Genomic DNA, 25,020 nt, shown 5'->3' with positions numbered 1-25,020 from the left:
TTGCCTAGCTGCGCCCGCGCGCATCCTCAACACCAAGCCGCCCGCGCACCAGGTACAGCGGCCGGCCCTTCACTTCCGAGAAGATGCGCGCGACATATTCGCCGATCACACCCAGCCCGGTCAGCACCAGCCCGTTCATGAACAGCATCACCGTCAGCAGCGATGCATAGCCGGGCAGGTCGATTCCGAAGATGATGGTGCGCACCACGATCCACACCATGTACGCCAGCGATACCGCCGCCACCGCCACGCCGATATAGGTCCACACCTTCAGCGGCCGGGTCGAAAAGGAGATGATCCCCTCCAGGCCCAGCGCCCACAGCCGGACGAACCGGAACTTGGACTGGCCGGCGGCGCGCGGCGCGCGGGTATATTCCACGACCGCCTGTCGGAAACCCAGGTGCGCGAACAGCCCCTTCATGAAGCGCTCGCGCTCGCGGTAGCTGCCAAGTGCATCCACCACCTTCCTGTCCATCAGCCGGAAATCGCCGACATTGTGCGGGATGTCGACGGTGGAGGCCCGGTTGAGCACGCCGTAGAAGGCCGTTGCCGACCAGCGCTTGGCAAGGCTGTCGGTCTTCCGGTCGACGCGCTTGGCGAGCACCATGTCGGCGCCGCCCCGCCACGCATCGACCAGCCGCGGCAGGACGGCGACCGGGTCCTGAAGATCGACGTCCATCGGGATCACCGCGCGGCCGCGGGCATGGTCCAGCCCGGCGGTCAGCGCCAGCTCCTTGCCGAAGTTGCGCGACAGGTCGATCAGCTTCACCCGGGGATCGCGGCCGTGCGCGGCGATGATCGCCTCCAGCGTGCCGTCCCGGCTGCCGTCGTTGACGAACACCACTTCCCAGGCGGGGGTGATCGCCTCCAGCACCGGTGCCGCCTCGACCAGGAACAGGTCGATCGACGGCGCCTCGTTGTAAACGGGGACGACGAGGCTCAGCTCGACGTCCGGCGCGTTCACCACCAGCGGTCCGGGCGGGCCGTGAAGCCGGCATGCTGCTCCAGCGCCAGGCCGGCGTTCAGGACGCCCTGTTCGTCCATCGCGCGCCCGATGATCTGCAGGCCAAGCGGCAGGCCGGCATCATCCAGCCCGCCCGGCACCGACATGGCCGGCAGGCCTGCCAGCGACGACGGCACGGTGAAGACGTCGTTCAGGTACATGGCCAGCGGATCGTCGCTCTTGTCGCCAAGCGCAAACGCGGCGGACGGCGCGGTCGGCGTCAGCAGCACGTCGACCTTGGCAAAGGCCTCGTCGAAATCGCGCGAGATCAGCGCGCGCACCCGCTGCGCCTGCGTGTAGTAGGCGTCGTAGAAGCCGGCCGACAGCACATAGGTGCCGATCATGATGCGCCGCTTCACCTCGGGCCCGAAGCCGGCCGCGCGCGTCGCCGCGTACATTTCCTGCAGGTTCGCGCCATCCGGCAGTTCGCGCTGGCCGTACCGCACCCCGTCGTAGCGGGCGAGGTTGGACGAAGCCTCCGCCGGCGCGATGATGTAATAGGCCGGCAGCGCATATTTCGTGTGCGGCAGCGACACGTCGACGATTTCGGCGCCGGCGTCCTGCAGCCACTCCGCCCCGCGCTTCCACAACGCGTCGATCTCGGCCGGCATCGACTCGACACGATATTCGCGCGGGATTCCGACCTTCTTGCCCTTCAGGTCAGCGTTCAGCCCCTGCTCCCACGCCGGCACCGGCGCATCCAGGGAGGTCGCGTCGCGCGGATCGAGCCCCGCCATCGCCTCCAGCATGATCGCGCAGTCGCGGACCGACCGCGCCATGGGCCCCGCCTGGTCGAGCGAGGACGCGAACGCGACCGTGCCCCAGCGCGAACAGCGCCCATAGGTCGGCTTGATGCCGGAAATACCGGTGAAGGCCGCCGGCTGGCGGATCGAACCGCCGGTGTCGGTGCCGGTCGCGGCCGGACACAGCCGTGCCGCGATCGCCGCGGACGACCCGCCGGAGGAGCCGCCGGGGGCCAGCGCCGCGTTGTCGCCGCCGCCGCGCCGCCACGGCGAGATGACGTTGCCGAACGCGCTGGTCTCGTTCGACGATCCCATCGCGAACTGGTCCATGTTGAGCTTGCCGAGCATCCCCGCGCCGGCATCGAACAGGCGCTGCGACACGCCCGACTCATAGGTTGGGGTGAAGCCTTCCAGGATGTGGCTGGCCGCAGTGGTCTGCACGCCGACCGTGCAGAACAGGTCCTTCATGCCTATCGGCACACCGGACAACGGCTTCAGCGTTCCCGCCGCGCGCGCCTGGTCCGCCGCATCGGCCGCCGCCAGCACATGGTCCGGCGTCTCCACCAAGAACGCGTTCAGCGCCTTGGCCGCGGCCACCGCCTCCACATGCGCTTCCGCCACCTCGCGCGCAGAAAAGTCGCCCGCCTTCACGCCGTCGCGGATCTCCGCGACGCCCAGGTTGGTCAGCTCGCTCACTATTCGATCACCTTCGGCACTGCGAAGAAGCCATGTTCCGCCTGCGGCGCGTTCGCCAGCACCCGGTCGCGGTCCCCGCCCTCGGTCACCACATCGTCGCGCAGACGAAGTGTGTTGGGCACCACCGCCGCCATCGGCTCCACGCCGCTGGTATCGACCTCGCCCAGCTGGTCGATCCAGCCGAGGATCTTGTTGAACTCGGGCGCGAGCGCCTCGATCTCGGCATCGCTCATCTGGATGCGCGCGAGCCGGCTGATCTTGCGAACGGTATCGGTGTCGACGGACATGGCCTGCGGCTAGCAGCGACGCGGGGAGCCTTCAAGCGACCTCACTCGAACGGCTCGCCCGCGGGCACCCCATCCACGAACACCTGTCGCCGCTCGACCCGCCTCAGTTCGATGCGCGCGCGCGCCGGCGACGCGGTCGGCTGGGCATCGCGCTGGACCGTGGTCCACTCTCCGTCGGCCAGGATGAACCGAACCGCGTTTGACGGGCAGCCTTCGCAGCCGGACGACACCAGGATCGCCTCCGTCGCGCCCGGCGAATAGATCAGGGCCATGGTGCCCGTCATGCCGAAGTCGGCAATGGCGCTCTGCAACGCGCCGGGCACGGGCAACGCGACCGGCACCACCCGGATCGCTCCGGCCGCCGCCACCCGCTCGATCGATTCAAGCTGCTGGGGCCAGCGACTCGCCTGCGCCCGGGCGGCCGGCTCGCGGATCGTCGGCGCGGCATCTGCGGCGAGCTGCGCAAGCGCCACCCGCCCCGGCGCGCCCATGGCGAAGCGCAACGCGCCGAAGTCGAAGCGGTCAGCCGGCACGCCGCCGCTGCGCAACCGCGCGACCTGCGATCGGGCGGAGATCGCGTTGAAGTCGACAATGGGGAGCGCCAGCACCAGCGCCACCGCGCCCACGCCCACCGCCAGCACCAGGTTCGCCTCGCGCACCCGCGGCGCCCAACCGCGCCGTCCCCGCGCCAGGGCGCCCAGATATCCGATGCCATAGGCCGCCGCGATCCCCACGAACACGACTGCCCAAAGTCGTTCCGGCAGCAGGCCATATTGGCTGATGCGAGCCGCGACCGACGCCACCGCGATCGCCGCCAGCGGCAGCAGCGACAGGCAGATGGCGATCGCTCCCCACAGCATCGCCGGCGGTCGCGCCTCGTCGCCGTCCGCGCCGATCACGGCGTTGGCGATCACCAGCCCGCCGGCGATGCACGCCAACAGGATAGGCGTTGTCGAGCGGGTCGCCTCCCACAGCGGGGCAAGGCCGGTAAATGGCACCGACAGCAGAAAGATGGCCAGCCCCGCGCCCATCACCGGCGCCAGCAGCGCCAGGATGCCCACCGTGCCGCGCATCACCCCCACCCGCTCGCGCAGCCACCCGACCGCGCCCAGCGATGCAGCGCCGCCCAGCGTCCAGCCGAACGCCGGCGCGGTCACCACCGCCCACGGCGCCTCGATCCCGATCAGGCGGAACAGTGCCGCCAGCAGGAACAGGACCAGGAACACGACGCCGGTGAAGCTCACGGCTGCTGCAGCCAGCAGCACGTTGGTCCAAGCATGGTCGTGAACCGACCGGTACGGGAAGCCCAGCCGCCCCTCGTCGCGCGCCGCCTGGAACAGCGGCGCGGCGATCGCCACCGCCAAGAGGATGCAGATCAGCCGCCACAGCTCCTCCCACCAAGCAAGCGGCCCGCCCAGCAGCAGCGACACCAGCGCGACCGCCCCCGCGCCGCCCAAGGCGAAGGCGACGCCCCATGCGGCGCGCGGACGCTCGAAGGTGAACGCGATCAGCAGCGCGGCGATGCCGATGAACAGCACGGCCGCGCCGCGCGCGGACACCGCCGGCCCGGTCGTTCCCGCCTGCGTCAGCAGGTGGATCAGCAGGCCCGCGCCCGCCCCCGTTGCGGCAAGCAGCCACGGCCGCTGCGGCCAGTCCGGGGAGGCATCGGTGTCGAAGCGGAGCAGGCGCTTGAAAGGCATGCGCGTCATCATGCCCCGTCGCTTCGCTGCCGCAAAGCCGCCTCGCCAGCCTTTGCGCGATCGGCGCCCATCCTCTACGGGCGGGTCGCCCCCTGCCGGAGTTTCCGTTGCTCGCCCGTCGCTTCCTTTACTTCATCGCTGCGGTCATCGTGCTGATCCTGGCGGCGGGCGTCGCCTGGACGCTGTTTCAGCAGGACATCATGCGCGCCGCGCTGGTGCCCACGGTGGCGTTCGAGCCCGCACCCGATCGCACGGCGCTCGACTATCGCCAGCCATCTTCGTGGCTCGCGCGTCCCGACCTTCCGGACGACCCCTCGCGGTGGAGCGCGCCCGGCTTCGAACCGACCGCCGATCCCCAGGCGGAAGTCTTCTTCATCCATCCGACGACCGCGCTCAACCGCGACCGCTGGAACGCCGGCACCGAGGACGGCGAGGCGAACTACCGGCTCCGCCTGTTCGTCTCCAGCCAGGCGAGCGCGTTCAACGGCATCGGTCGGGTCTGGGCGCCGCGCTACCGCCAGGCAACGATCGGTGCCTTCCTCACCTCCTCGCCCGACGCGCTGAAGGCGCTCGATTTCGCCTATGCCGATGTCGAACGTGCCTTTGACGCGTTTCTTGCGCAAATGCCGGCGGGCCGTCCCATCATCCTTGCGGGTCACAGCCAGGGGGCGCTCCACCTGTCCCGCCTGTTGCGCGATCATGTCGCCGGCACGCCGGTCGCGGACCGCATCGCCGCCGCCTATGTGATCGGCTGGCCACTCTCGATCGCCGCCGACCTTCCCGCACTTGGCCTCCCCGCCTGTCGGGATCCTGGCGAGGCGGGCTGCATTCTGTCGTGGATGAGCTTTGCGGAACCTGCCGACGCCAGCCAGCTGATGGAGGTCTATGACGGCACCACCGGCTACACCGGCCAGACCCGCCGCGGCACGCCCGCGCTTTGCAGCAACCCGCTGACCGGGTCGCCGGGCGGCGCCGCGCCGGCCTCGGCCAACCTCGGCTCGCTCGTTCCCAGCGCGGACCTGACCACGGCGGAAATCGTGCCGGGCCGCGTGCCGGCGCGCTGCAATCCCATGGGCTTGCTGCTGATCGGGCCGGAGCCGGAGGGCTATGGCAACTATGTCATGCCCGGCAACAACTACCATGTGTTCGACTATGCCCTGTTCTGGGCCAACACGCGTGCCGATGCGGCAGCACGCTTGCGCTCCTTCCTGGCGCGATGATCGTCGCCGATGCCGCCGCGTTCCGGGCGCTGCTGCCGGATGGCGGCCGGCTGCTCGGCCTCGATGTCGGCACCAAGACGATCGGCACCGCGCTCTGCGATGCGGGGTGGAGCTTCGCGAGCCCGGCCGGCACCATCCGCCGCGCGACGAAGTTCGCCAGCGACAAGGCGGCGCTGACCCAGCTCGTCGCGGCACAGTCCGTCGCCGGCATCGTTGTCGGGTTGCCGCTCAACCTCGACGGCACGGCCGGCCCCCGCGTTCAGGCCACGCGGGCGTTCGCACGCAACATCGTCGATCTCGGCCGGCCGATCCTGCTCTGGGATGAACGCTGGTCCACGCAGGCGGTCGAACGGATGATGGTGGACGCCGATCTCAGCCGCGCGAAGCGGGCCGAGCGGGTGGACACGCTGGCGGCGGCGCACATCCTCCAAGGCGCCATCGACGCACTCGTCCGCGCCTGACGCGCCCAGCGTCTCTGGTCTGAGGACCTCCGCGCCCTACATGCTGCACTGCACCCTGCAGGAGCCATTATGCCCACCCCCACCAAGTCCTTTGCCGCTCAGGCTGCCGATACGCCGCTTGCGCCCTTCTCCTTCGATCGTCGCGATCCGGGACCCGACGATGTTGCCATCGACATCCTGTTCTGCGGCGTCTGCCATTCCGATCTTCACACCGCGCGCGGCGAATGGCCGGGCACGCTCTACCCTTGCGTTCCGGGGCACGAGATCGTCGGCCGTGTCGTCGCCGTCGGGGATCGCGTCGATCGCTTCGCCGTCGGCGACATCGCCGGTGTCGGCTGCATGGTCGGCAGCTGCGGGCACTGCCCGTCATGCCGGGACGGTGAACAGCAATATTGCGAGACCACCGGCATGGTCGGCACCTATAACGGTCCCGACCCGCAGTCCGGCGGCCACACCTTTGGCGGCTATTCGGACCATATCGTCGTCGATCAGGGCTTCGTCCTGAAGGTCAGGCACGATGAAAAGGATCTCGCCGCGGTCGCGCCGCTGCTGTGCGCCGGCATCACCACCTATTCGCCGCTGCGGCATTGGAAGGTCGGGCCGGGACAGAAGGTCGGGATCGTCGGCCTCGGCGGCCTTGGCCACATGGGCGTGAAGATTGCTGCCGCCATGGGCGCGCACGTTACGGTGTTCACCACCTCGCCGGACAAGCGCGACGATGCGCTGCGGCTGGGCGCTCACGATGTCGTCGTGTCGCGGGACGAGGATCGAATGGCCACGCACCGGGGCACGTTTGACTTCATCTTGAACACCGTCGCCGCTCCGCACGACCTCGATGCGTTTCTGGCGTTGCTGAAGCGCGATGGGACGATGACGCTGGTGGGCGTGCCGGCGGAGCCGCACCCTGCCCCCAATGTCGGTACGCTTGTCTTCGGCCGGCGGTCGCTCGCGGGGTCGCTGATCGGCGGCATTCCCGAAACGCAGGAGATGCTCGACTTCTGTCATCAGCATGGGCTGACCGCCGACGTCGAGATGATCCCCATGCAGGAGATCAACACCGCCTACGACCGCATGCTGAAAAGCGATGTGAAGTACCGGTTCGTCATCGACATGCAGTCGCTGCGCGACGCGGCCTGAACAACAACGGGGCGGCCGTCGCCGGCCGCCCCGCCCGATACGCTTGGAGAGTGGATCAGGACGCCGCGCTGGTCCGGATCGTGCCGTTCAGCCCGCTCGGGAAGAACCCGCCCGACGAGACCGAGGCGCGGTTCAGGTAGACGATGTTCAACACCTGCGCGGCATCCCGGCCGAAGGCGATGCCGTTCGGATCGGTCGGCACCAGGTTGGCCGCGCCGCCAACCGCCTGGATCCCCTGGTCGCGGTCGTCGGCACCGTCGAGGCTGTCGCGCGCGGTCGAGATCGACTCGGACGCGGCGATCAGGTTCAGCGCCGCGTTCGGCGCCGCGATCCCCTTTTGGTAGAGCACCGTGCGGACCAGGCCGGCGTGGTAGGCCTCAGCCGCCAGGATCCCGGCTGCCGCTTCCAGGAAGGCGGGCGTGTTGATCAGGATCGACGCGCGCTTGTATGCGGTCACCCCGACATCCTCGAAGATATAGGCGCCCAGCAGGAAGGCCTCGTCCGATGCGTAGGGATCGAAGGCCTGTCCTGCGCCGACCAGCCCGGCCGCACGCGCCGCCGCCGAAAAGGCGCCGGTGGCGGATCCGCTGATGTCGATCGCCGGCTGCGCCACGGCCGTGTTGCCGATCGCCCTCCGCAGGAACGCGACGTGCGCCCGCTCGTCGGCCGCGATCTCAAGTGCATATTGCCGCACCAGCGGGTCGCGGAACTGCACCTGCTGCCCGCCAGTGACCTGGCCCGCCGTTCCCGTCCCGCTCAGCAACGCCGCCGGCAGGCCGGCGCCGGTCGCCGCATAGGAATAGAACTGCGCTTCGAGATATTCGAGGTTCAGCGCGAAGTTCAGCACGTCGCCTTCGGAGGCCGTGGGCGACGGCGTCGGCGATGTGGGGGTCGGCGTCGGCGCGGGTGCCGAGATGTTATCGTCGTCATCGTCGTCGCCGCACGCAGCCAGCAGCGATGCACCGGCGATCGCGGCAGAAGCGCCGCCTGCCACCTTCAGAAACCGTCTGCGCTCACGCTGCCGCTCGGCGATCGCGTCCAGTACGGGAGCGAACTTGTCATCTTCGATCATTGTCATTGTCCCTCTCCCTGGATCAGCTGGCGGCACTGGTGCGGATCGTGCCGTTCATCCCGTTGGGGAAGAACCCACCGGCCGTCACCGACGCGCGATTGAGGTAGACGATGTTCAGCACCTGACCGGGGGAGCGGGTGTAGGCGAGGCCGTCACCGTCCAGCGGCACGATGTTGCTGGCGGTGCCGATCGGGCGAACGCCCTGGTCGCGGTCGTCCGCTCCGTCCAGGCTGTCGCGAGCGTTGGAGATCGCCTCCGTCGCACCCACAAGGTCCAGCGTCGGTGGCGGCGAGGTGGAGATGCCCTTGGCGTAGAGCGTCGTGCGCACGATGGCGGCGTGGTAGGCCTCCACGGCGAGGATGCCGGCTGCGGCCTCCAGGAACACCTTGTTGTTGATCAATGCCGATGCACCGCCCTTGTAGGCGGTCACGCCCACATCCTCGAAGATGAAGGCGCCGAGAAGAAACGCCTCGTCCGAGGCGTAGGGATCGAACGATTGTCCCTGTCCGACCAGCCCGGCCGCCCGCGCGGCACTGGAGAAGGCGCCGTTCGGATCCGTTCCGATGTCGATCCGCGGCTGCGACACCGCCGATCCGCCGAGCGCCGTGCGCAGGAACTCGACATGCGCGCGCTCGTCACTGGCGATCTCGCGGGCGTAGAGCGCGACCGACTGATCGGTGAACTGCACCTGCCGGCCACCCGTGGCCGCACCCTGCGTGCCGGTGCCGGTCAGCGAGCTGTTCGGCAGCGGTTGGCCGAACGCCGCCTGATAATAGAATTGCGCCTCCAGATATTCGAGGTTGAGCGCGAAGTTCAGGACGTCCGCTTCGGAGATCGTCGACTGCGCCACCGCGGCCGTTGCGGTCAGCCCGACCGATCCTGCGGCCGCTGCCCCCGTTGCCAGAATGCGAAAGAATTCACGGCGCTCGCTGCGCTGCCGCGCACGTTCGTCGAACAGTTCGACGACCCGGCTACTGTCTTCCATCACGGGCTCTCCCTCTTGTCGTCCGGTCGTGCAGCTCGAGGCCGCACGCTTGCCGTGGGAGCTTATGATGGATCAATCGGCGGCCGATCCCTCCATTTGGAGGCAAAGACAATTTATTTTAAAAAGATCCGTCGTGGACTGGATCGCAGCCGACAAAGTCTTCGATGGCGCTGGTCCCCGCGGCGCAGTGCGCCGCAGGGTAACGCCTAATACGCGCGGGCGAGCATCAAGGTTCCGCCGCCGGCTTGTCGGCCAGACGCTCACGGGCTAGTCGCTCCGCCATGTCGGCCGCCGCCTCTCATCTCGACCGCTATCCGGCCGGGGCAGCGGCGTTCCCGCACCGCCACCTGACCGGCATCGCCGGGCTCCAGCCGCATGAGATCGCCTTTCTCCTCGACGAGGCCGAACAATGGGTGGACCTCAACCGATCGGCGACCAAGCATGACGGGCGCCTTGCCGGACTGACCGTCATCAATGCCTTCTTCGAGGCGTCGACCCGCACGCTCTTGTCGTTCGAGATCGCGGGCAAGCGCCTCGGCGCGGACACGGTCGCCATGCACGGCTCCACCAGCAGCGTGAAAAAGGGGGAGACGCTGATCGACACGGCGGTCACCCTCAACGCCATGCGCGCGGACGCGATCGTCATCCGCCATGCGAGTTCGGGCGCGGTCGGGCTGATCGCGGACAAGGTCGACTGCCCCGTGATCAACGCCGGAGACGGCCGGCACGAACATCCGACGCAGGCGCTGCTCGACGCGCTCACGATCCGCCGCCGCAAGGGACGTGTGGAGGGGCTGACGGTCGCGATCTGCGGCGACGTGCTGCACAGCCGCGTCGCGCGCTCCAACATCCTGGCGCTCACCTCGCTCGCCGCGCGCGTCCGCGTCGTCGGTCCGCCCACCCTGCTGCCGCCGGCGCTCGACCGGATGCATGTGGAAGCCTTCACCGACATGGATCGCGGGCTCGAAGGCGCGGACGTCGTCATGATGCTGCGCCTGCAAAGTGAGCGGATGGCGGGCGGCCTCATCCCGTCGCCGCGCGAATATCATGCGCTCTGGGGCCTCACGCCCGAACGGCTCGCCCGCGCCGCCCCCGACGCGCTGGTCATGCACCCCGGCCCCATGAACCGCGGGGTCGAGATTGCGTCGAGCGTCGCGGACGACCCCACCCGCTCCGCCATCACCGAACAGGTCGAAATGGGCGTTGCCGTGCGCATGGCCTGCCTTGACGTGCTCACCCGCCGCCGACGCGGCACGCCGGGCTGGGCATGAGCGGGTCGGTGCTCATCACCGGCGCCCAGCGCGTTGACGGGGTCGACCGGCCGCTGCTCGTCAGCGGCGACCGCATCGGCGGCGATCTGGACGGTGCCGATCGGATCGACGCGACCGAGCTTCATCTCGCTCCCGGCATCGTCGATCTCGGCGCGTTCGCGGTCGATCTGCAGGCCTGCCTGTTCGGCGGCATCACGCGGGTCGCCTTGATGCCGGACGGCAACCCGCCGCTCGACGGTCCGGGGTTGATCCAGCGTGCGGCCATCGCCGCCAAGCCGCACCTGTGGGTGCATCCGCTTGCCGCCGCCACCCAGCGGCTGGAGGGCACCGCGCTGGCGGAGATCGGCCTGATGAAGGGCGCGGGTGCGCGGGCCGTCGCGACCGGGCGGCGCTGGATCGCCGATTCGGGGCTGATGCAGTCGGTGCTCGCCTATTCCGCCGCGCTCGACCTCACCGTCGTCACGCATGCCGAGGATGACGGGCTGGTGGCAGGCGCGGTGGCGACCGCAGGCGAGGCGGCAACCCGGCTCGGCCTTCCCGCCGCCCCGTCCTGCGCTGAGGCGATCGCGATCGCCCGCGACATCGCGCTTGCGGAGGTGACGGGCGCACGCCTCCACCTGCGACAGGTCACCACGGGGGCCGGCTTCGATCTCGTCCGCCGCGCCAAGGATCGCGGCCTTGCGGTCACCTGCGGCATCACGCCGGCGCACCTGCTGCTGTCCGACACCGCGATCGGCGATTTCCGCACCTTTGCCCATCTCTCGCCCCCGCTGCGGGACGAGCGGGACCGCCACGCCGCACTGGACGCGCTCGCCGACGGCACGGTCGATGTGCTCCACAGCGGCCATGATCCGCGCGGTCCTGAAGACAAGCGCTTGCCCTTTGCCGACTCAGCGCCGGGTATGGCGGCGGCCGGCCACCTCCTTGCGCTCGGCCTCGGCCTGGTTCGCGATGGCCATGTCGGCATGGCGCGCTTGTTCGATCTGCTGGCGCGGAACCCGGCGCGGCTGCTCGGCATCGATGCCGGCCATCTCGGCGACGGCGGACCCGCCGACCTCATCCTGTTCGATCCGGACGCGCCGTGGCAGATCTCGTCGGACCGGATGCCAAGTCAGGCCGGCAACACGCCGTTCGACGGCTTGCCGGTCCAGGGCCGCGTGCGCCGCGTGATGAAAGGCGGCCGCTGGCTGTCCTAGCGGGCGGCCATCCGCACCGGCTGCGGTGCGAAGGCCTGTTCCAGCGGCCGGTCGCCGGCGGCCTGCCGCACGAAGCAGCTGCCGCCGGTGCGCCGAAACCGCTCGCAGAGCGCAACCGCCTCGCCACGTCCGGCAAAGCCGCTGACGCCCAGGCGGTACAATGTCGCGCCCGGCCGGCTCAGCGTCGCACCGGTCGATGAGAACCTCGCGAGTTCGGGCATGCGCCGGCGCGCCGTTTCCCAGCCCATCCGCGCCAGCGCGGGGCTGGCGAACGCGCCGATCTGCACGATGGCTTGGGCGGAGGGTGCGGCGCTCGGGCGCGGCTGCCGACGCCGCTCGGCCGCAGCGATCGCAACCGCGACGGAGGCGCGCACGGTCGGCGCGGCCGATCGGTAGTTCGCCGGCAGTGCCTGGACAACCTCACGCCGGGGCGCGAACTGCACGCCACCAAAGCCCGCGAACTGGATGGGCGCCGGGGGAGCGCTCTCGATCGTCAGCGGCTTGGCTTCACCTGTCGGCTCCACCGCCGCCGTGGCGATGCCCGCCGGCGCCGCGCCCAGCGCCAGCGCCACCGGACGACCGGGGTCGTAGGGCGCGGCCGGCGCCGTCATCGCGGCGATCCGTGCAGTCGCCATCGCTGGTCCCGTCGCCGCCGACCATTCCAGCATCCGCGCGCGCGCGGCCTCGTCGCCAAGATCCGCTGCCGCCATCGCCCGCGCGTCGGGCCAGCGTCCCGCCAGCGCATAGGCCAGCGAGAGGTTCTGGCGCAGCCGCGGCGATCCGCCGGCGCGGCGTGCTTCCTGCTCCAGCAGCATGATGCCCGTGGCCGGATCGCCGGCCAGCGCCACCAGCAGCCCCAAGTCGGTCGGCTGGATGATGCGGGCGTAATCGCCCAGGCTCGCCCGCGCGGCACCCGGCCGTCCGAGCGCAAGCTGGCACAGCACCAGCCCGCCGGCCGCGCGGCCGTCGGTGGTCTCCAGCGTCAGCGCCTCGGTGAACGCGGTCTCCGCCGACCGGTACCGTCCCGACGCCAGATAAGCGCGCCCCAAAAGCGTGCGGTAATGCGCCCGGTCGGGTGACCGCGCGACCGCCTCCTCGGCGGCTGCAACTGCCGCGGCCCCGTCACCGGCGGCGAGCGCGCGGTCGGCCGCGATGGCGCTCGCCTGCCCGGCCGGCAGCTCGCCCGCCAGGCTGGTCGACGCGATCATCGTGGACGCCAGCAACAGCGACGACACCGCCGCCCGGGTGAAGATGGCGATGGCGCACATGGCTGCTGCCCCTCAGCTGGTGGATCGACCCGGAACGCGCCCGGCAAGATCGTCAAGCGCGTCGATCGCGTTCAGATAGGCGTCGAGCGCCGCCGTCACGATCTGCTGGGCGGACCGATTGTCCACCGCGCAGGCCAGGCGCAGTTTCAGGTGGCGCTGCTGGTCCAGCCGCAGCGTGAACGCCGCCTTGCGACCAGTGGCAGCCGCAGGCGCGACCTCCGCCGTCACCGCTGGACCCGCGGGCTGCTCCGCCTCGACGATCGCCGGCCGGACATCGACGGGGTCGACGGCGGCAGGCTCGGGCGTGGACGCCGCGGCTTCCACGGCTGCAGCACGCGCGCGCGGCTTGACCGACAGCAACGATCCCGTGGTCGGCTCCTCCGCCTCGCTCTCGCCGTCCTCGTCGAACTGCTCGGCCAGCGACTGGCGCTGTTCCAGCACGGGCGGTGGCGGCGGCACGGCGCCATTGAAGCGCTCGGCGGGCACCATCCGCTGCTCGCTCGGCTGCTCCACCGGTGCTTGCGACGGCGCGGGCGTGTCGTAGCCCATGTCGTTCCAGCCCAGATCCTCATGACCCATGGTCATGTTGCCGAACCCGCCGAAACCCTGCGGACGCATCGCCGGCTTCGCCTGGCCCTTCCTGGCCAGGAGCCCGGACGACAGCGACGCGAAAGGCCGCGGTTCGATCGCCTTGCTGAGCCCTGTCACTGGCCCACCACCCGGCGGCCGAAGCCGCCTGCGGCCGGACGGTGGTAGGCGGCCGGGTGGACACCCGGAGCGCTGAACACGGTGCGGCGGAAATTCTTCTCGAGGCGATCGGCGATATAGCCCCACAGGTCGACAACCTCGGCGGCCGACTTGCCCTTGGGATCGACTTCCATGACCGTGCGGCCGTCGATCATCGACGCCGCGTAATCGGTGCGGTGATGAAGGGTAACGGGCGCGACCGTGCCGTGCTGCGACAGCGCGACCGCCGCTTCCGACGTGATCTTGGCCTTGGGCGTCGCCGCGTTGACCACGAAGATCAGCGGCTTGCCCGCGCGCTCGCACAGGTCGACGGTGGCACCGACGGCGCGCAGGTCGTGCGGGCTCGGGCGGGTGGGAATGACGATCAGCTCGGCCACCTGGATCACGCTCTGGATCGCCATGGTGATGGCGGGCGGCGTGTCGATGATGGCGAGGCGGAAGCCCTGCTGGCGCAGCGACTCGAGGTCGGCGGCCAGCCGGGCCACCGTTGTCTGCGCAAAGGCCGGGAACTCCGGCTCGCGCTCGTTCCACCAGTCGGCAAGCGACCCCTGCGGGTCGATGTCGATCAGGACGACCGGACCGGCCCCCGCCAGTTGCGCCTGTACGGCCAGATGGCCGGACAGCGTCGTCTTGCCCGATCCCCCCTTCTGCGAAGCCAAGGCCAGAACCCGCATGCTTTAATCCCTTGCGTCGCGAAAAGCGTTGAGCAGGGGGGTCGCACGGTTGGACCTAAGATCGGGTTAATGGGTGACGTCGATCCACCGGTCGCGGCGAATGCCCTGCGCGTGAAGCAATGCCGTCAAGTCGCCATAGCGGATCGCCGCCGCAGCACCCGCTTCGGCCACGGGCTTGGCATGATAGGCGATGCCCAGGCCCGCCGCCTGCAGCATCGGGACGTCGTTCGCCCCGTCGCCGACCGCCATCACCTGCTCGCGCGCGAGGGCCATCGCTGCCGCTTCCTGCTGCAGGACTGACGTCTTGGTCGCCGCATCCACGATCGGCTGGTCGACTTCGCCGGTCAGCCGCCCGTCCGCCACCTGCAGGCGGTTCGCGACCGCCCGGTCGAACCCGATCTCGGCCGCCACCGGATCGGCAAAGGCCGTGAAGCCGCCCGACACAAGCACCGCCCGCCCGCCCGCGGCGCGCATCGTCCCGACCAGCGTCCGTGCGCCCGGCATCAGCCGCACCCGCTCGCGCCGGCAACGGTCCAGCGTCTCCACCGGCATGTCGGCGAGCAGCGCGACCCTGGCCTTCAGCGCCTCGGCAAAATCCAGCTCCCCGCGCATCGCCCGCTCAGTCACGGCGGCGACCTCGGCCTTCAGCCCGGCATAGTCCGCCAGCTCGTCGATGCATTCGACCGTGATCATGGTCGAATCCATGTCGGCCACCAGCAGCCGCTTCGCGCGGCCGTCTGCCAGCTGCACCACCACGTCGATCCCCGCGATCGCTCCGTCCAGCGCGGTTCGGACGCCCGCCGGGCCGCCGGGCAGCTGGATGTCGCACGCGCGGTCCGGATCGAAGCTGTCGACCGGCCCGACCGGGATGCCTGCCGCCGCCAGCCGATCGAGCGCTTCCGACAGCTCTCCCGCCGACAGGCGTTCGGCTGCTATCAGCGTCGCGATGTGCATGCCGTCCCCTTCCCTGCCGCCGGTCGCGCTTATTGCGGGCGCAACCGCCAGCGGCAAGTCGGCGCTCGCGCTCCGTCTCGCGCAGAAGACCGGCGGCGTCATCATCAACGCCGACTCGGCGCAGGTCTATCGTGATCTACGCGTCGTCACCGCGCGTCCAACGGTGGAGGACGAGGCGGCGGCCGAACACCAACTGTTCGGCCATGTCGATGCGGGCGATGCCTGTTCGGCCGCCGCCTGGGCCGCCGATGCCAAGGCGGAAATCGGCCGCGCCCACGCCGCCGGCCGGCTTCCGATCCTGGTCGGCGGCACGGGGCTTTACCTTCGCACCCTGCTCGACGGGATCGCACCGGTGCCGGACATCGATCCTGCCATTCGCCAGGCGGTCCGCGCCCTTCCCGTCGCGCAGGCGCATGCCTGCCTGCAGGAGGAGGATGCGCCCGCCGCAGCCCGGCTCGCCCCCGCCGACACCACCCGTGTCGCGCGCGCGCTAGAGGTGATCCGCTCCACCGGCCGTCCGCTCGCGGCCTGGCAGGCCGATCGCTCCGGCGGCATCGCCGATCGCATTCGGCTGGTGCCCCGCATTCTGCTGCCGCCGCGCGACTGGCTGGCCGCCCGCTGCGACGCACGCTTCGCGGCCATGCTCGACGGGGGCCAGGCGGAGGTCGCGGCCCTGGTCGCGCGCGACCTGTCCCCGGACCTTCCCGCGATGCGCGCGATCGGCGTTCGCGAGATCGCCGGCTATATCGGCGGGCGCCTCGCACGCGCTGATGCGCTTGCCGCCGGGCAGCGCGCCACCCGCCAATATGCCAAGCGCCAGTATACCTGGTTCGCCCATCAGCCGCCGGCCACGTGGCCACGGCTGGGCGGTCCGGCGACCGACACGGACGTCGACCAGATGATCGCGCAGGCGGAAACGATGGGTTGGCCGGCGGGCGCCAATTCGACGCTCGACGATGACGCCGGTCTTGCCTAGGCGGGAACCGAACCTCGTCTCGGGAGCACGCCATGCACATGAAGCACCTTGCCGCCCTTGCCTCCGCCGTTGCGCTGCCCGCGGCCGCGCTCGCGCTTCAGCCGCCCCCGCCGCCGGCCGCCGGCCGCCCGGCGCCGCAGCCGCCGCGCCCCGTCGACACGTCCTCCATCCGCGCCGGCAGCTACACGCTCGATGGCGCGCACACGCAGGTGCTCTTCCGCGTCGAGCATTTCGGGTTCAACAGCTACTGGGGTCTTTTTGGCCAGGGATCGTCCGGCACGCTGACGCTTGATCCGGCCCAGCCGGGCCGTGCGCAGGTGTCGATCACCATCCCGATCGCGCAGGTGCAGACGACCAGCCCGCAGCTGAACCAGCATCTGCAGACCGCCGACTTCTTTGATGCCGCGACCCACCCGACGGCAACGTTCCGCTCGACCTCCGTGCAGGTTCAGGGGCAGCGCGCGCGGATCGCGGGCAACCTCACGCTGCGTGGCCAGACGCGCCCGGTCGTGCTCGACGCGCGGCTGTCGGGTGCGGGCGCCAATCCCATGAATCAGAAGGCAACGGTCGGTTTCGAGGCGACCGCTGTCGTCAAGCGCAGCGAGTTCGGCATCAACTATGCCGTGCCCGGCGTGTCCGACGATGTGGAGCTCCGCATCACCGCCGCGTTCGAGCGCAACTGACCTCCCGGGTCGCGCCGTCCGGGATCAGGCGGCGCGATCGATCCGGGCGAAGCTGCGGAACAGTGCGCGCGTATTGGCGTCGGCAACGCCTTCGGTCAGCGCGTCGACCGTGCTTGCGAGATTGCGGCTGTCGCCCGCATCGGCGACGCGGTTGCAGGCCATCGCCCAGTCGCCGAACTCTCGCGCCTCGATCCGGCGCTCGCTCAGCTTCACGATCGCGCGGTGCCGCGGGTCTGCCTGGATCCGCTCCACCGTGCTCCGCACCGCCGCACCCTCGCCCTCCAGCACCTGGAGGAAGCGGCGCCCGTCGAAGATCAACAGCCCCGACAGGCCGGCCTGCTGGTTGTTGCGACGCGACGTCGCCAGGATCTCGTCGACATCGACCGGCTGACCGGGTCGTGCGGAGCTGATATAGCAGTATTGAAGCATGAACGGTCTCCGCACGTGGCGGGTGGTGTCTTGGCGGATGAAGCTTAACGCCCCGTCAACATGATCGTCATGCAGGTCAGCGACGCCCGAACATCTTCTCGATGTCTGCATTCGCCAGCTTGATCCATGTCGGTCGCCCATGGTTGCACTGGCCGCTGTTCGGCGTCACCTCCATCTCGCGCAACAGGGCGTTCATCTCCGCGACTGACAGCACCCGGCCGGCCCGCACCGATCCATGGCACGCCATCGTCGCCGCGACATGATCCAGCCGGTCGCTGAGCGCGGTCGCATGGTCGTAGGCGCCAAGCTCGTCGGCCAGGTCCTGCAGCAATCCGGCGACGTCGGGAAATCCGAGCAGCGCCGGCACCGCACGCACCAGCATCGCGGTCGCCCCGAACCGCTCCACCGCCAGCCCCAGCCTGCCAAGCTCGTCCGCCCGTTGCTCCAGCCGGTCGCACGCCGGCTCGTCCAGATCGACCACCTCCGGCAACAACAGCGTCTGGGCGGCGACCGTCCCGCCGATCCGCGCCGCGCGCATCCGCTCCAGCACCAGTCGCTCGTGCGCGGCATGCTGGTCGACCAGGATCAGGCCGTCCTCGGTTTCCGCGACGATATATGTCGCCGCCACCTGCCCACGCGCCACGCCCAGCGGGTGCCGGGCGGCGGCGTCGCCCTCCGGCGGCGGCAGCGCGGCCGGCTCCGCGCGTGCCGCCGGCGCCGGGGCGAACTCCTGCCGCACATCCCACACCGCCGGCTGAAACTCCGATGCCGCCGCAGACAACGGTGCGGCCATGAAGCCCGGCTCGCGCTGCCACAGCGCCACGGTTGACGCCGCCGCCGGCTGCGCGGTCCGGCGCGCCTCCGCCTCCAGCGCGCGCTTCAGCCCACCCACGATCAGCCCGCGGACGATGGCTGGGTCGCGGAACCGCACCTCCGTCTTGGCGGGGTGCACGTTCACGTCCACCTCGCCGCTCGGAATGTCGATGAACAGCGCGACCACGGCATGGCGGTCCCGCGGGATCAGGTCGGCATAGGCGCCGCGCACCGCACCGGCCAGCAACCGGTCCTTCACCGGCCGGCCATTCACGAACAGATACTGGTGGTCGGCGATGCCGCGGTTGAAGGTCGGCAGCCCGGCGATCCCGCCAAGCCGGATGCCGTCGCGCTCGGCTTCCACCACCACGCTGTTGGGGCGCAGCTGCGGATCGGTCAGCGCGGCGACGCGCGTGGGTCGGTCGTCGCCCGGCGGCACGGTCAGGCTCGTCCGGCCGTCATGAATAAGCGTAAAGCCGACGTCCGCGCGCGCCATTGCCAGGCGGCGCACGACATCCAGACATGCTGCATATTCGGATCGAGGCGATCGCAGGAACTTGCGACGCGCCGGCACAAGGCCGAACAGATCCTCCACGCGCACCGACGTGCCGGGCGGCATCGCGGCCGGGTGAACGGCGCCGGCGGCGCCATTGTCCACCTGCAACGACCAGCCATGGTCGCCGCCGGTCCGGCTGGCGATGGTCAGCCGCGCCACGCTCGCGATGGACGGCAACGCCTCGCCGCGAAAACCGAGCGTTTCGACAGCTTCGATGGCGTCGTCGGGAAGCTTCGATGTGGCATGCCGCTCCAGTGCGATCGGCATTTCATCCGCCGACAGGCCGCAGCCGTCGTCCACCACCTCGATGCCGTCGCGCCCTCCGGCGGCGATCCGCACGACGATCCGTGTCGCACCTGCGTCCAACGCGTTTTCGACCAGCTCCTTCACGGCGCTGGCCGGCCGTTCGACCACCTCTCCGGCCGCGATGCGGTTGACCAGGTGACTGGGGAGGCGCCGTATTGACATGGCGCAGCCTCTAGCCCAATCGACGCCATCTCGCGAGCCGGTGGCGGGCCCGGCCGCGCTTCTTCTGCCGCGCCGACTGAGCGGGACCACCAATGGCATTCACGCGCTTCTTCAAATTCATGTCGCACGACATGGCGATCGATCTCGGCACGGCCAACACGGTCGTCTACCTTCGCGGCAAGGGCGTCGTGCTCAACGAACCGTCCGTCGTCGCGATCGAGACGATCAACGGGGTCAAGAAGGTCAAGGCCGTCGGCGACGACGCCAAGCTGATGATGGGCAAGACGCCCGGATCAATCGAGGCCATCCGGCCGCTTCGCGACGGCGTGATCGCCGACATCGATGTCGCCGAACAGATGATCAAGCACTTCATCCACAAGGTGCATGGGCAGCGCCGCTTCCCGCGCTGGCCGGAGATCGTGATCTGCGTGCCATCGGGCTCGACCACGGTGGAGCGGCGCGCGATCCGTGACGCCGCGTCGAACGCCGGCGCCAGCCAGGTCTGGCTGATCGAGGAGCCGATGGCCGCCGCGATCGGCGCCGACATGCCGGTGACGGAGCCGATCGGATCGATGGTCGTCGATATCGGCGGCGGCACGACGGAGGTCGCGGTGCTGTCGCTGCGCGGCCTCGCCTACACCACCTCCGTCCGCGTCGGCGGCGACAAGATGGACGAGGCGATCGTCTCCTACATCCGCCGCAACCACAATCTCCTGATCGGCGAAGGCACGGCCGAGCGGATCAAGAAGGAGATCGGCATCGCCAAGCCGCCGGAAGACGGCATCGGCCGCACGATCCACGTCAAGGGTCGCGACCTGGTGAACGGCGTGCCCAAGGAGATCGAGATCAACCAGGGCCAGATCGCCGAGGCGCTGTCCGAACCGGTTGGCACCATCATCGAGGGCGTCCGCATCGCGCTGGAGAATACCGCGCCCGAACTGGCGGCCGACATCGTCGACCAGGGCATCGTCATTACCGGCGGCGGCGCGCTGCTCCAGGGGCTGGATGAGGTGCTGCGGGATGAAACCGGTCTGCCGGTCACCATCGCGGAAGACCCGCTCACCTGCGTGGCGCTCGGCACCGGCCGCGCGCTCGAGGATCCGATGTTCCGCGGCGTCCTGCTGACGGCATGATCACGCTTCGACCCCGCCGGCCTTCGGAGCGCGGTGGGGTCGCCTGAGGAGAGGGCACGATGCCCCCGCCCCGCTCCCGCCCCGGCCATTCGCGCCGTGCGCAATATGGGTTGTTCTTCGGCTATGTCGCCGCGGTCACGGGCATGCTCGTGGCCGCGCTGCTGCTGGTGGCATCGGTGCTGGATCCACGCGGCTACAACGCGATTGCGACGGCCGCGACCGATGTCACCGCACCGCTGCAGGGCGGCGGCCGCGGCGTGGGGCGTGCGCTTCAGGACGCCGTGGACGGCATCGCCGCCTATGTCGAGGCCGGGTCCAAGAACCGCCTGCTCACGCGGGAGCTTGCCGACAGCCGCACCCGCCTGATTGCGGCGGCCGCGACCGAACGGCAGAACCGGGAACTGCGCGCCCTTCTCGGCATCTCCGCCGCCCGGCCCGATCCGGTGGCAGCGGCCCGGATCGTCGGCTCGACCCCGGTCGGCGGACGCCGGTTCGCGACGATCGATGCGGGGGCGAGCAGCGGCGTCAGGCCGGGGCAGCCGGTGCTCGCGGCGCCGGGGCTGGTCGGCCGCGTCGAGGCCGTCGGGCAATGGAGCGCCCGCGTCCAGCTGCTGACCGACGGCGGCAACGTCGTTCCCGTGCGCCGCGCGACCGACGGGCTCGCCGGCATCGCCACCGGCACCGGCGACGGCGCTATCGACGTGCGCCCGCTCGTCTCGGGCGCCAACCCGTTTCGTCAGGGGGACGTCATCGTCACATCAGGGGTCGGCGGCGTCTATGCCCCCGGCATTCCGATCGGCACCGTGTCGCGCCTCACCCCGGACGGCGCGCTTGTCCGCCCGCGCGCCGATCCGTCGGCCATCGACTTCGCGCTCGTCTACCCGCTCTACCTGCAGCCGCTGCCCCCGCCCCCACCGCCGCCGGCCGACTGATGAGCCGCATCGTCTCCATGACCATGACGCCGCGGCGCATGCGGCAGCGCGCCCGGCTGGTGCCGATCCTGTCGACGATGGCCGGATCGTTCGTTGCGACCTTCCCCGTGGTGGCGGTGTGGCCGCTGATGCCGCCCGTCGGCCTCCTGATGCTGCTCGGCTGGCGTTTGCTCCGGCCCGAATTGTGGCCCGCCTGGATGGCCTTGCCGCTCGGCCTCTGGGACGACCTTGCGACCGGTCAGCCGATCGGGACCGCGCCGCTCATCTGGACGCCGATCCTGATCGCCATCGATGCCGCCGATCGCTGGATCGTGTGGCGCAGCCATCTGCAGGACTGGATGATCGCCGCGGTCGCGCTCGCCTTCGCGCTTATGGCCGCCTTCGGGCTCGCTCTCGCAACGGGCGGCGGCGGCACTATAATCGGGATCATGCCGCAACTTGCCGCATCCATCCTGCTGTTCCCGCTGGCCCAGCGGCTGTGCGCGGTTCTTGATCGCTGGCGGCTCCTGGGATGAAGCGCACGCGGCCGCCGCGCGTGGTGACGGAAGCGACGCAGGCGTTCAGTTTCGCGCGGCGATCCTTCGTGCTCGGCGGCGCCCAGCTCGGGCTCGGTGCGCTTCTCGTCGGCCGGATGGGCTGGCTGTCGGTCGCCGAGAACGAACGCTATTCGCTCCTGGCCGAAAGCAACCGCGTCAACATGACGCTGGTGCCGCCCCGGCGCGGGTGGATCGTCGACCGCTACGGACAGCCGATCGCCACCAATCGCGCCGATTTCCGCATCGACCTCATTCCGGAACGGCTCCGCGACAGGGACGCCACGATCGCGGCGCTCCGCCGCCTCATCGGCCTCACCGACGAGGACGTCGCGCGCATCCTTCAGGATCTGGAGGACGCGCGCGGCTATCAGCCGGTGCAGGTCGCAACCAACCTCGATTGGGATCGCTTCGCCGCCGTCAGCGTCCGTCAGGCCGATCTGCCCGGTGTCGCGCCCGTGCGCGGATGGTCCCGTCATTATCCGGACGGCGCGGCGGTCGGCCACCTGATCGGCTATGTCGGCCCGGCCTCTGCCAAACAGTATGAGGAAACCCGCGACCCGCTCTACATCACGCCCGGCTTCAAGATCGGCAAGGATGGGATCGAGAAGGTCCTGGAGGATCGGCTGCGCGGAAGACCCGGCGCGAAGCGCGTGGAGGTCACCGCGCGCGGCCGGCCCGTGCGCGAACTCACCGACCGGCCCGATGTCGCCGGGCAGCAGCTGAAGCTCACGATCGACGCCGGGCTGCAGCTTTATGCCGCGCGCCGCCTCGGCAACACGTCCGGGTCGGTCGTGGTCATCGACACCCTGTCGGGCGACATCCTGGCGATGGTGTCGATGCCGTCCTACGATCCCAACAGCTTCTCCGACGGGATCAGTCACGACGAATGGGACATGCTCTCGTCCGACGAGCGCATCCCGCTCACCAACAAGACGGTGCAGGGGCTCTACCCGCCGGGCTCCACCTTCAAGCCGGCAACCGCCCTCGCCGCCCTGCGTGCCGGCGTTGATCCCGAACGCACGGTCAATTGCCCCGGCGGCTATCAGCTCGGCAACCGCTTCTTCCGCTGCCTGGGACGGCACGGACCCGTCAATCTGCACCGCGCGATCGCGAAAAGCTGCAACACCTACTTCTACACGATGGGGCGGGAAGTCGGGATGGACGGCGTGGCGGCGGCCGCGCGCGAACTGGGCTTGGGTGCGGAATATCCGCTGCCCTTCCCGTCCCAGCGCTACGGCACCGTGCCGGATCCGGCGTGGAAGCAGCGCCGCTTCGATCAGGCCTGGACGCAGTCGGACACGCTCAATGCCTCCATCGGTCAGGGCTATATCCTCACCAGTCCGCTGCAGCTCGCCGTGCAGGCGGCGCGCATCGCATCCGGCCGCGCGCTCGTGCCCCGCATCCTGGCGAACGCGCCGATCGTGGCGCCCCCGCTCGACGTGCCGACCGAACGCATCGGGCTGATCCGCTCGGGCATGGACGAGGTCGTGAACGGTGCCGGCACCGCGGTGCGCAGCCGGCTCCAGCTCGACGGCATCCGCATGGGCGGAAAGACCGGCACCGCGCAGGTCCGCCGCATCGCCGGCGGCGCGCGCGGCGGGCTGAACGTGCCGTGGAAGTATCGGGATCACGGTCTCTTCATTGGCTTCGCGCCCGTCGACAATCCGCGCTACGCCGCGTCCGTCGTCATTGAACATGGCATGTCTGGGTCGGGCGCGGCCGCACCCGTCGCCCGCGACGTCCTCACCTATCTGTTCGATCCACCACAGGCGATGGAAACGCTCTCCCGCTTCGAGGCGGAATGGGGCGGCGACATCGAAACCCGCATGGCGGCCCAGGCGGTCGCCTGGAAGGCCGCAAAGGCGGAACCACCCCCGGCCGAGGCGGATGCCGACACCGGCCGCCGGCCGGCATGAGGCTGTCGATCGTCCCCGCGCGGATCGCGGGCGCCTTTCCATGGCGGATCATCCTTCTGGTGCTCGCCATCGGCGGCTTCGGCCTTACCGTGCTCTACTCGGCCGCCGGCGGCAGCATCTCGCCCTGGGCCTTCACCCAGGGGCTCCGCTTCGCCGTCTTCACCGGCCTCGCCATCGCGCTGTCCCGGCTGCGCGAAGAGTTCTGGAGCGCCATCGCACTGCCCGGCTACGCCATCACCCTGGTGCTGCTGTTTGCCGTCGAGCTCGCCGGCGCGGTGCGCGGCGGCAGCCAGCGCTGGATCGATCTGGGCTTCATCCGCCTGCAACCGTCCGAGTTCATGAAGCCGGGCATCGTCTTGGCGCTCGCCGCCTTCTACGCGCGGCTTCCGATCGGCCAGATCCGCACGATCACGGCCGTGTGGCCGGCCGCGCTGCTCATCGGGATGCCCGCCGCGCTCGTGATGCTGCAGCCCGATCTCGGCACCGCGTTGATGATCTGCGCGGGCGGCGGCGTGGTGATGTTCCTGGCGGGGCTGCCGATGCGGCTGTTCGTCGGCGGCGCCCTCGCGCTCGCCGCCGCGCTCCCGATCGCGTTCAGCATGCTCCACGACTATCAGCGCAACCGCGTGCTGATCTTCCTCGATCCGGAGGCCGATCCGCTGGGCACCGGCTACCACATCAGCCAGTCGAAGATCGCGATCGGCTCCGGCGGCCTGTTCGGCAAGGGCTTCTTGAACGGCACTCAGAGCCACCTCGACTATCTTCCCGAAGGGCACACCGATTTCGTATTCGCCACCATGGCGGAGGAATGGGGCCTCGTCGGCGGCGTGCTGCTGATCGGCGGCTTCCTGCTCCTCATCCGCTGGGGCATGCGGGTGTCCGCGCGCGCGCCCAACCGCTTTTCGCGCCTCACCGCTGCCGGGCTCGCCAGCACGATCTTCTTCTACGTCGCCATCAACCTGATGATGGTCATGGGTCTCGCCCCCGTCGTCGGCATCCCGCTGCCGCTGGTCAGCTTCGGCGGATCGGCGATGATGACCGTGATGATCTGCATCGGCATCCTGATGAGCCTGGACCGCTCGGCCAGGGGCATGGGTTCCGCGCGCTAGGGCGCGAAAACCTGCTTGACGTGGCGCTGCCCCTCCCCCAAATGCGCCCCCTCAG

At 70.1% G+C, this 25,020-nt stretch carries 24 protein-coding genes; 12 read left to right on the top strand and 12 right to left on the bottom strand.

Translation table 11 applies throughout. The features are described from left to right. Window positions 1-4: 4 nt before the first annotated feature. From GGR88_RS03620 to GGR88_RS03605, 4 genes are read right to left on the bottom strand one after another with little or no spacing between them, the layout of a single operon-like run. Window positions 5-967, bottom strand: coding sequence for a glycosyltransferase family 2 protein (locus GGR88_RS03620; protein WP_342449707.1), 963 nt, complete (start codon window positions 965-967; stop codon window positions 5-7). Further along, on the bottom strand, window positions 961-2,442 hold the full coding sequence (gatA, locus tag GGR88_RS03615) for an Asp-tRNA(Asn)/Glu-tRNA(Gln) amidotransferase subunit GatA (protein ID WP_167953092.1): 1,482 nt from the start codon (window positions 2,440-2,442) through the stop codon (window positions 961-963). The genes GGR88_RS03620 and gatA overlap by 7 nt, the downstream gene beginning before the upstream one ends. Beyond that, a complete protein-coding gene (gene gatC, locus GGR88_RS03610; RefSeq protein WP_167953091.1) occupies window positions 2,442-2,729 on the bottom strand; it encodes an Asp-tRNA(Asn)/Glu-tRNA(Gln) amidotransferase subunit GatC in 288 nt (95 codons plus the stop codon). The genes gatA and gatC overlap by 1 nt, the downstream gene beginning before the upstream one ends. 41 nt (window positions 2,730-2,770) lie before the next feature. Then, on the bottom strand, window positions 2,771-4,429 hold the full coding sequence (locus tag GGR88_RS03605; RefSeq protein WP_167953090.1) for a DUF4153 domain-containing protein: 1,659 nt from the start codon (window positions 4,427-4,429) through the stop codon (window positions 2,771-2,773). Between the two features lie 107 nt (window positions 4,430-4,536). On the opposite strand from GGR88_RS03605, the gene GGR88_RS03600 reads away from it, so the two are divergent. From GGR88_RS03600 to GGR88_RS03590, 3 genes are all read left to right on the top strand, one after another. Next, on the top strand, window positions 4,537-5,649 hold the full coding sequence (locus GGR88_RS03600; RefSeq protein WP_167953089.1) for a DUF3089 domain-containing protein: 1,113 nt from the start codon (window positions 4,537-4,539) through the stop codon (window positions 5,647-5,649). After that, a complete protein-coding gene (gene ruvX, locus GGR88_RS03595; RefSeq protein ID WP_167953088.1) occupies window positions 5,646-6,110 on the top strand; it encodes a Holliday junction resolvase RuvX in 465 nt (154 codons plus the stop codon). The genes GGR88_RS03600 and ruvX overlap by 4 nt, the downstream gene beginning before the upstream one ends. Before the next feature lie 69 nt (window positions 6,111-6,179). Then, window positions 6,180-7,247 carry an NAD(P)-dependent alcohol dehydrogenase gene (locus GGR88_RS03590; RefSeq protein ID WP_167953087.1) on the top strand — a complete coding sequence of 356 codons (1,068 nt, stop codon included), beginning with the start codon at window positions 6,180-6,182 and terminating at the stop codon, window positions 7,245-7,247. Between the two features lie 55 nt (window positions 7,248-7,302). On the opposite strand, the gene GGR88_RS03585 is transcribed toward GGR88_RS03590, so the two are convergent. Further along, entirely contained in the window at window positions 7,303-8,319 is a 1,017-nt protein-coding gene (locus GGR88_RS03585) for a ferritin-like domain-containing protein (protein WP_167954331.1), read from the bottom strand. A 22-nt stretch (window positions 8,320-8,341) separates the two neighbouring features. After that, window positions 8,342-9,304, bottom strand: coding sequence for a ferritin-like domain-containing protein (locus GGR88_RS03580; protein ID WP_167953086.1), 963 nt, complete (start codon window positions 9,302-9,304; stop codon window positions 8,342-8,344). Window positions 9,305-9,585: 281 nt separating this feature from the next. Here GGR88_RS03580 and GGR88_RS03575 point away from each other — a divergent pair, with 281 nt between their 5' ends. Further along, window positions 9,586-10,575: an aspartate carbamoyltransferase catalytic subunit gene (locus GGR88_RS03575; protein WP_167953085.1), complete on the top strand. Its 990-nt coding sequence runs from the start codon at window positions 9,586-9,588 to the stop codon at window positions 10,573-10,575. Next, complete coding sequence (locus tag GGR88_RS03570) at window positions 10,572-11,771, top strand: dihydroorotase (protein WP_167953084.1); 1,200 nt, start codon at window positions 10,572-10,574, stop codon at window positions 11,769-11,771. Before GGR88_RS03575 ends, GGR88_RS03570 begins: the two co-directional genes overlap by 4 nt. Here GGR88_RS03570 and GGR88_RS03565 read toward each other — a convergent pair. From GGR88_RS03565 to serB, 4 genes are all read right to left on the bottom strand, one after another. Continuing rightward, complete coding sequence (locus GGR88_RS03565) at window positions 11,768-13,039, bottom strand: SPOR domain-containing protein (RefSeq protein ID WP_167953083.1); 1,272 nt, start codon at window positions 13,037-13,039, stop codon at window positions 11,768-11,770. The genes GGR88_RS03570 and GGR88_RS03565 overlap by 4 nt on opposite strands. A 12-nt stretch (window positions 13,040-13,051) precedes the next feature. Continuing rightward, the gene (locus GGR88_RS03560; RefSeq protein ID WP_167953082.1) at window positions 13,052-13,747 is read right to left on the bottom strand and encodes a hypothetical protein; all 696 of its coding nucleotides are present in this window, start codon (window positions 13,745-13,747) and stop codon (window positions 13,052-13,054) included. Next, complete coding sequence (locus GGR88_RS03555; protein ID WP_167953081.1) at window positions 13,744-14,460, bottom strand: ParA family protein; 717 nt, start codon at window positions 14,458-14,460, stop codon at window positions 13,744-13,746. Before GGR88_RS03555 ends, GGR88_RS03560 begins: the two co-directional genes overlap by 4 nt. A gap of 66 nt (window positions 14,461-14,526) precedes the next feature. Beyond that, window positions 14,527-15,414 carry a phosphoserine phosphatase SerB gene (gene serB, locus GGR88_RS03550; protein ID WP_167953079.1) on the bottom strand — a complete coding sequence of 296 codons (888 nt, stop codon included), beginning with the start codon at window positions 15,412-15,414 and terminating at the stop codon, window positions 14,527-14,529. On the opposite strand from serB, the gene miaA reads away from it, so the two are divergent. Further along, window positions 15,413-16,390, top strand: a complete 978-nt coding sequence (gene miaA, locus GGR88_RS03545) for a tRNA (adenosine(37)-N6)-dimethylallyltransferase MiaA (protein ID WP_167953077.1) — start codon at window positions 15,413-15,415, stop codon at window positions 16,388-16,390. The genes serB and miaA overlap by 2 nt on opposite strands. Before the next feature lie 32 nt (window positions 16,391-16,422). Beyond that, window positions 16,423-17,073, top strand: a complete 651-nt coding sequence (locus GGR88_RS03540) for a YceI family protein (RefSeq protein WP_245196429.1) — start codon at window positions 16,423-16,425, stop codon at window positions 17,071-17,073. Between the two features lie 24 nt (window positions 17,074-17,097). Here GGR88_RS03540 and GGR88_RS03535 read toward each other — a convergent pair whose 3' ends face one another. Beyond that, a complete protein-coding gene (locus tag GGR88_RS03535; protein WP_167953075.1) occupies window positions 17,098-17,502 on the bottom strand; it encodes a BLUF domain-containing protein in 405 nt (134 codons plus the stop codon). Window positions 17,503-17,578: 76 nt separating this feature from the next. Then, window positions 17,579-19,339: a DNA mismatch repair endonuclease MutL gene (mutL, locus tag GGR88_RS03530; protein ID WP_167953073.1), complete on the bottom strand. Its 1,761-nt coding sequence runs from the start codon at window positions 19,337-19,339 to the stop codon at window positions 17,579-17,581. Between the two features lie 92 nt (window positions 19,340-19,431). Here mutL and GGR88_RS03525 point away from each other — a divergent pair, with 92 nt between their 5' ends. Genes GGR88_RS03525 through rodA form a run of 5 tightly spaced genes read left to right on the top strand, consistent with a single transcriptional unit; the run spans window position 19,432 to window position 24,965 of the window. Beyond that, the gene (locus GGR88_RS03525) at window positions 19,432-20,472 is read left to right on the top strand and encodes a rod shape-determining protein (RefSeq protein WP_167953071.1); all 1,041 of its coding nucleotides are present in this window, start codon (window positions 19,432-19,434) and stop codon (window positions 20,470-20,472) included. Between the two features lie 59 nt (window positions 20,473-20,531). Beyond that, window positions 20,532-21,404: a rod shape-determining protein MreC gene (locus GGR88_RS03520; protein WP_167953069.1), complete on the top strand. Its 873-nt coding sequence runs from the start codon at window positions 20,532-20,534 to the stop codon at window positions 21,402-21,404. Then, window positions 21,404-21,919 carry a rod shape-determining protein MreD gene (gene mreD, locus GGR88_RS03515; protein WP_245196428.1) on the top strand — a complete coding sequence of 172 codons (516 nt, stop codon included), beginning with the start codon at window positions 21,404-21,406 and terminating at the stop codon, window positions 21,917-21,919. The genes GGR88_RS03520 and mreD overlap by 1 nt, the downstream gene beginning before the upstream one ends. Continuing rightward, entirely contained in the window at window positions 21,916-23,856 is a 1,941-nt protein-coding gene (mrdA, locus tag GGR88_RS03510; RefSeq protein ID WP_167953067.1) for a penicillin-binding protein 2, read from the top strand. The genes mreD and mrdA overlap by 4 nt, the downstream gene beginning before the upstream one ends. Then, window positions 23,853-24,965: a rod shape-determining protein RodA gene (rodA, locus tag GGR88_RS03505; RefSeq protein ID WP_209023186.1), complete on the top strand. Its 1,113-nt coding sequence runs from the start codon at window positions 23,853-23,855 to the stop codon at window positions 24,963-24,965. The genes mrdA and rodA overlap by 4 nt, the downstream gene beginning before the upstream one ends. The last annotated feature ends 55 nt before the right edge of the window (window positions 24,966-25,020 follow it).

This window comes from Sphingomonas jejuensis (assembly GCF_011927695.1).
Lineage (GTDB): Bacteria > Pseudomonadota > Alphaproteobacteria > Sphingomonadales > Sphingomonadaceae > Sphingomonas_K > Sphingomonas_K jejuensis.
Note: the sequence above shows the minus strand (reverse complement) of the source record. Positions and strands in the feature narration are given on the sequence as shown.

What these genes read in the sequence shown, in the direction of transcription:
- gatC (WP_167953091.1), bottom strand. Translation starts at nt 2,729, where the DNA reads ATGTCCGTCGACACCGATACCGTTCGCAAGATCAGCCGGCTCGCGCGC.
- GGR88_RS03605 (WP_167953090.1), bottom strand. Translation starts at nt 4,429, where the DNA reads ATGCCTTTCAAGCGCCTGCTCCGCTTCGACACCGATGCCTCCCCGGAC.
- ruvX (WP_167953088.1), top strand. Translation starts at nt 5,646, where the DNA reads ATGATCGTCGCCGATGCCGCCGCGTTCCGGGCGCTGCTGCCGGATGGC.
- GGR88_RS03590 (WP_167953087.1), top strand. Translation starts at nt 6,180, where the DNA reads ATGCCCACCCCCACCAAGTCCTTTGCCGCTCAGGCTGCCGATACGCCG.
- GGR88_RS03585 (WP_167954331.1), bottom strand. Translation starts at nt 8,319, where the DNA reads ATGATCGAAGATGACAAGTTCGCTCCCGTACTGGACGCGATCGCCGAG.
- GGR88_RS03580 (WP_167953086.1), bottom strand. Translation starts at nt 9,304, where the DNA reads ATGGAAGACAGTAGCCGGGTCGTCGAACTGTTCGACGAACGTGCGCGG.
- GGR88_RS03575 (WP_167953085.1), top strand. Translation starts at nt 9,586, where the DNA reads ATGTCGGCCGCCGCCTCTCATCTCGACCGCTATCCGGCCGGGGCAGCG.
- GGR88_RS03570 (WP_167953084.1), top strand. Translation starts at nt 10,572, where the DNA reads ATGAGCGGGTCGGTGCTCATCACCGGCGCCCAGCGCGTTGACGGGGTC.
- GGR88_RS03565 (WP_167953083.1), bottom strand. Translation starts at nt 13,039, where the DNA reads ATGTGCGCCATCGCCATCTTCACCCGGGCGGCGGTGTCGTCGCTGTTG.
- GGR88_RS03555 (WP_167953081.1), bottom strand. Translation starts at nt 14,460, where the DNA reads ATGCGGGTTCTGGCCTTGGCTTCGCAGAAGGGGGGATCGGGCAAGACG.
- miaA (WP_167953077.1), top strand. Translation starts at nt 15,413, where the DNA reads ATGCCGTCCCCTTCCCTGCCGCCGGTCGCGCTTATTGCGGGCGCAACC.
- serB (WP_167953079.1), bottom strand. Translation starts at nt 15,414, where the DNA reads ATGCACATCGCGACGCTGATAGCAGCCGAACGCCTGTCGGCGGGAGAG.
- GGR88_RS03540 (WP_245196429.1), top strand. Translation starts at nt 16,423, where the DNA reads ATGCACATGAAGCACCTTGCCGCCCTTGCCTCCGCCGTTGCGCTGCCC.
- GGR88_RS03535 (WP_167953075.1), bottom strand. Translation starts at nt 17,502, where the DNA reads ATGCTTCAATACTGCTATATCAGCTCCGCACGACCCGGTCAGCCGGTC.
- mutL (WP_167953073.1), bottom strand. Translation starts at nt 19,339, where the DNA reads ATGTCAATACGGCGCCTCCCCAGTCACCTGGTCAACCGCATCGCGGCC.
- GGR88_RS03525 (WP_167953071.1), top strand. Translation starts at nt 19,432, where the DNA reads ATGGCATTCACGCGCTTCTTCAAATTCATGTCGCACGACATGGCGATC.
- GGR88_RS03520 (WP_167953069.1), top strand. Translation starts at nt 20,532, where the DNA reads ATGCCCCCGCCCCGCTCCCGCCCCGGCCATTCGCGCCGTGCGCAATAT.
- mreD (WP_245196428.1), top strand. Translation starts at nt 21,404, where the DNA reads ATGAGCCGCATCGTCTCCATGACCATGACGCCGCGGCGCATGCGGCAG.
- mrdA (WP_167953067.1), top strand. Translation starts at nt 21,916, where the DNA reads ATGAAGCGCACGCGGCCGCCGCGCGTGGTGACGGAAGCGACGCAGGCG.
- rodA (WP_209023186.1), top strand. Translation starts at nt 23,853, where the DNA reads ATGAGGCTGTCGATCGTCCCCGCGCGGATCGCGGGCGCCTTTCCATGG.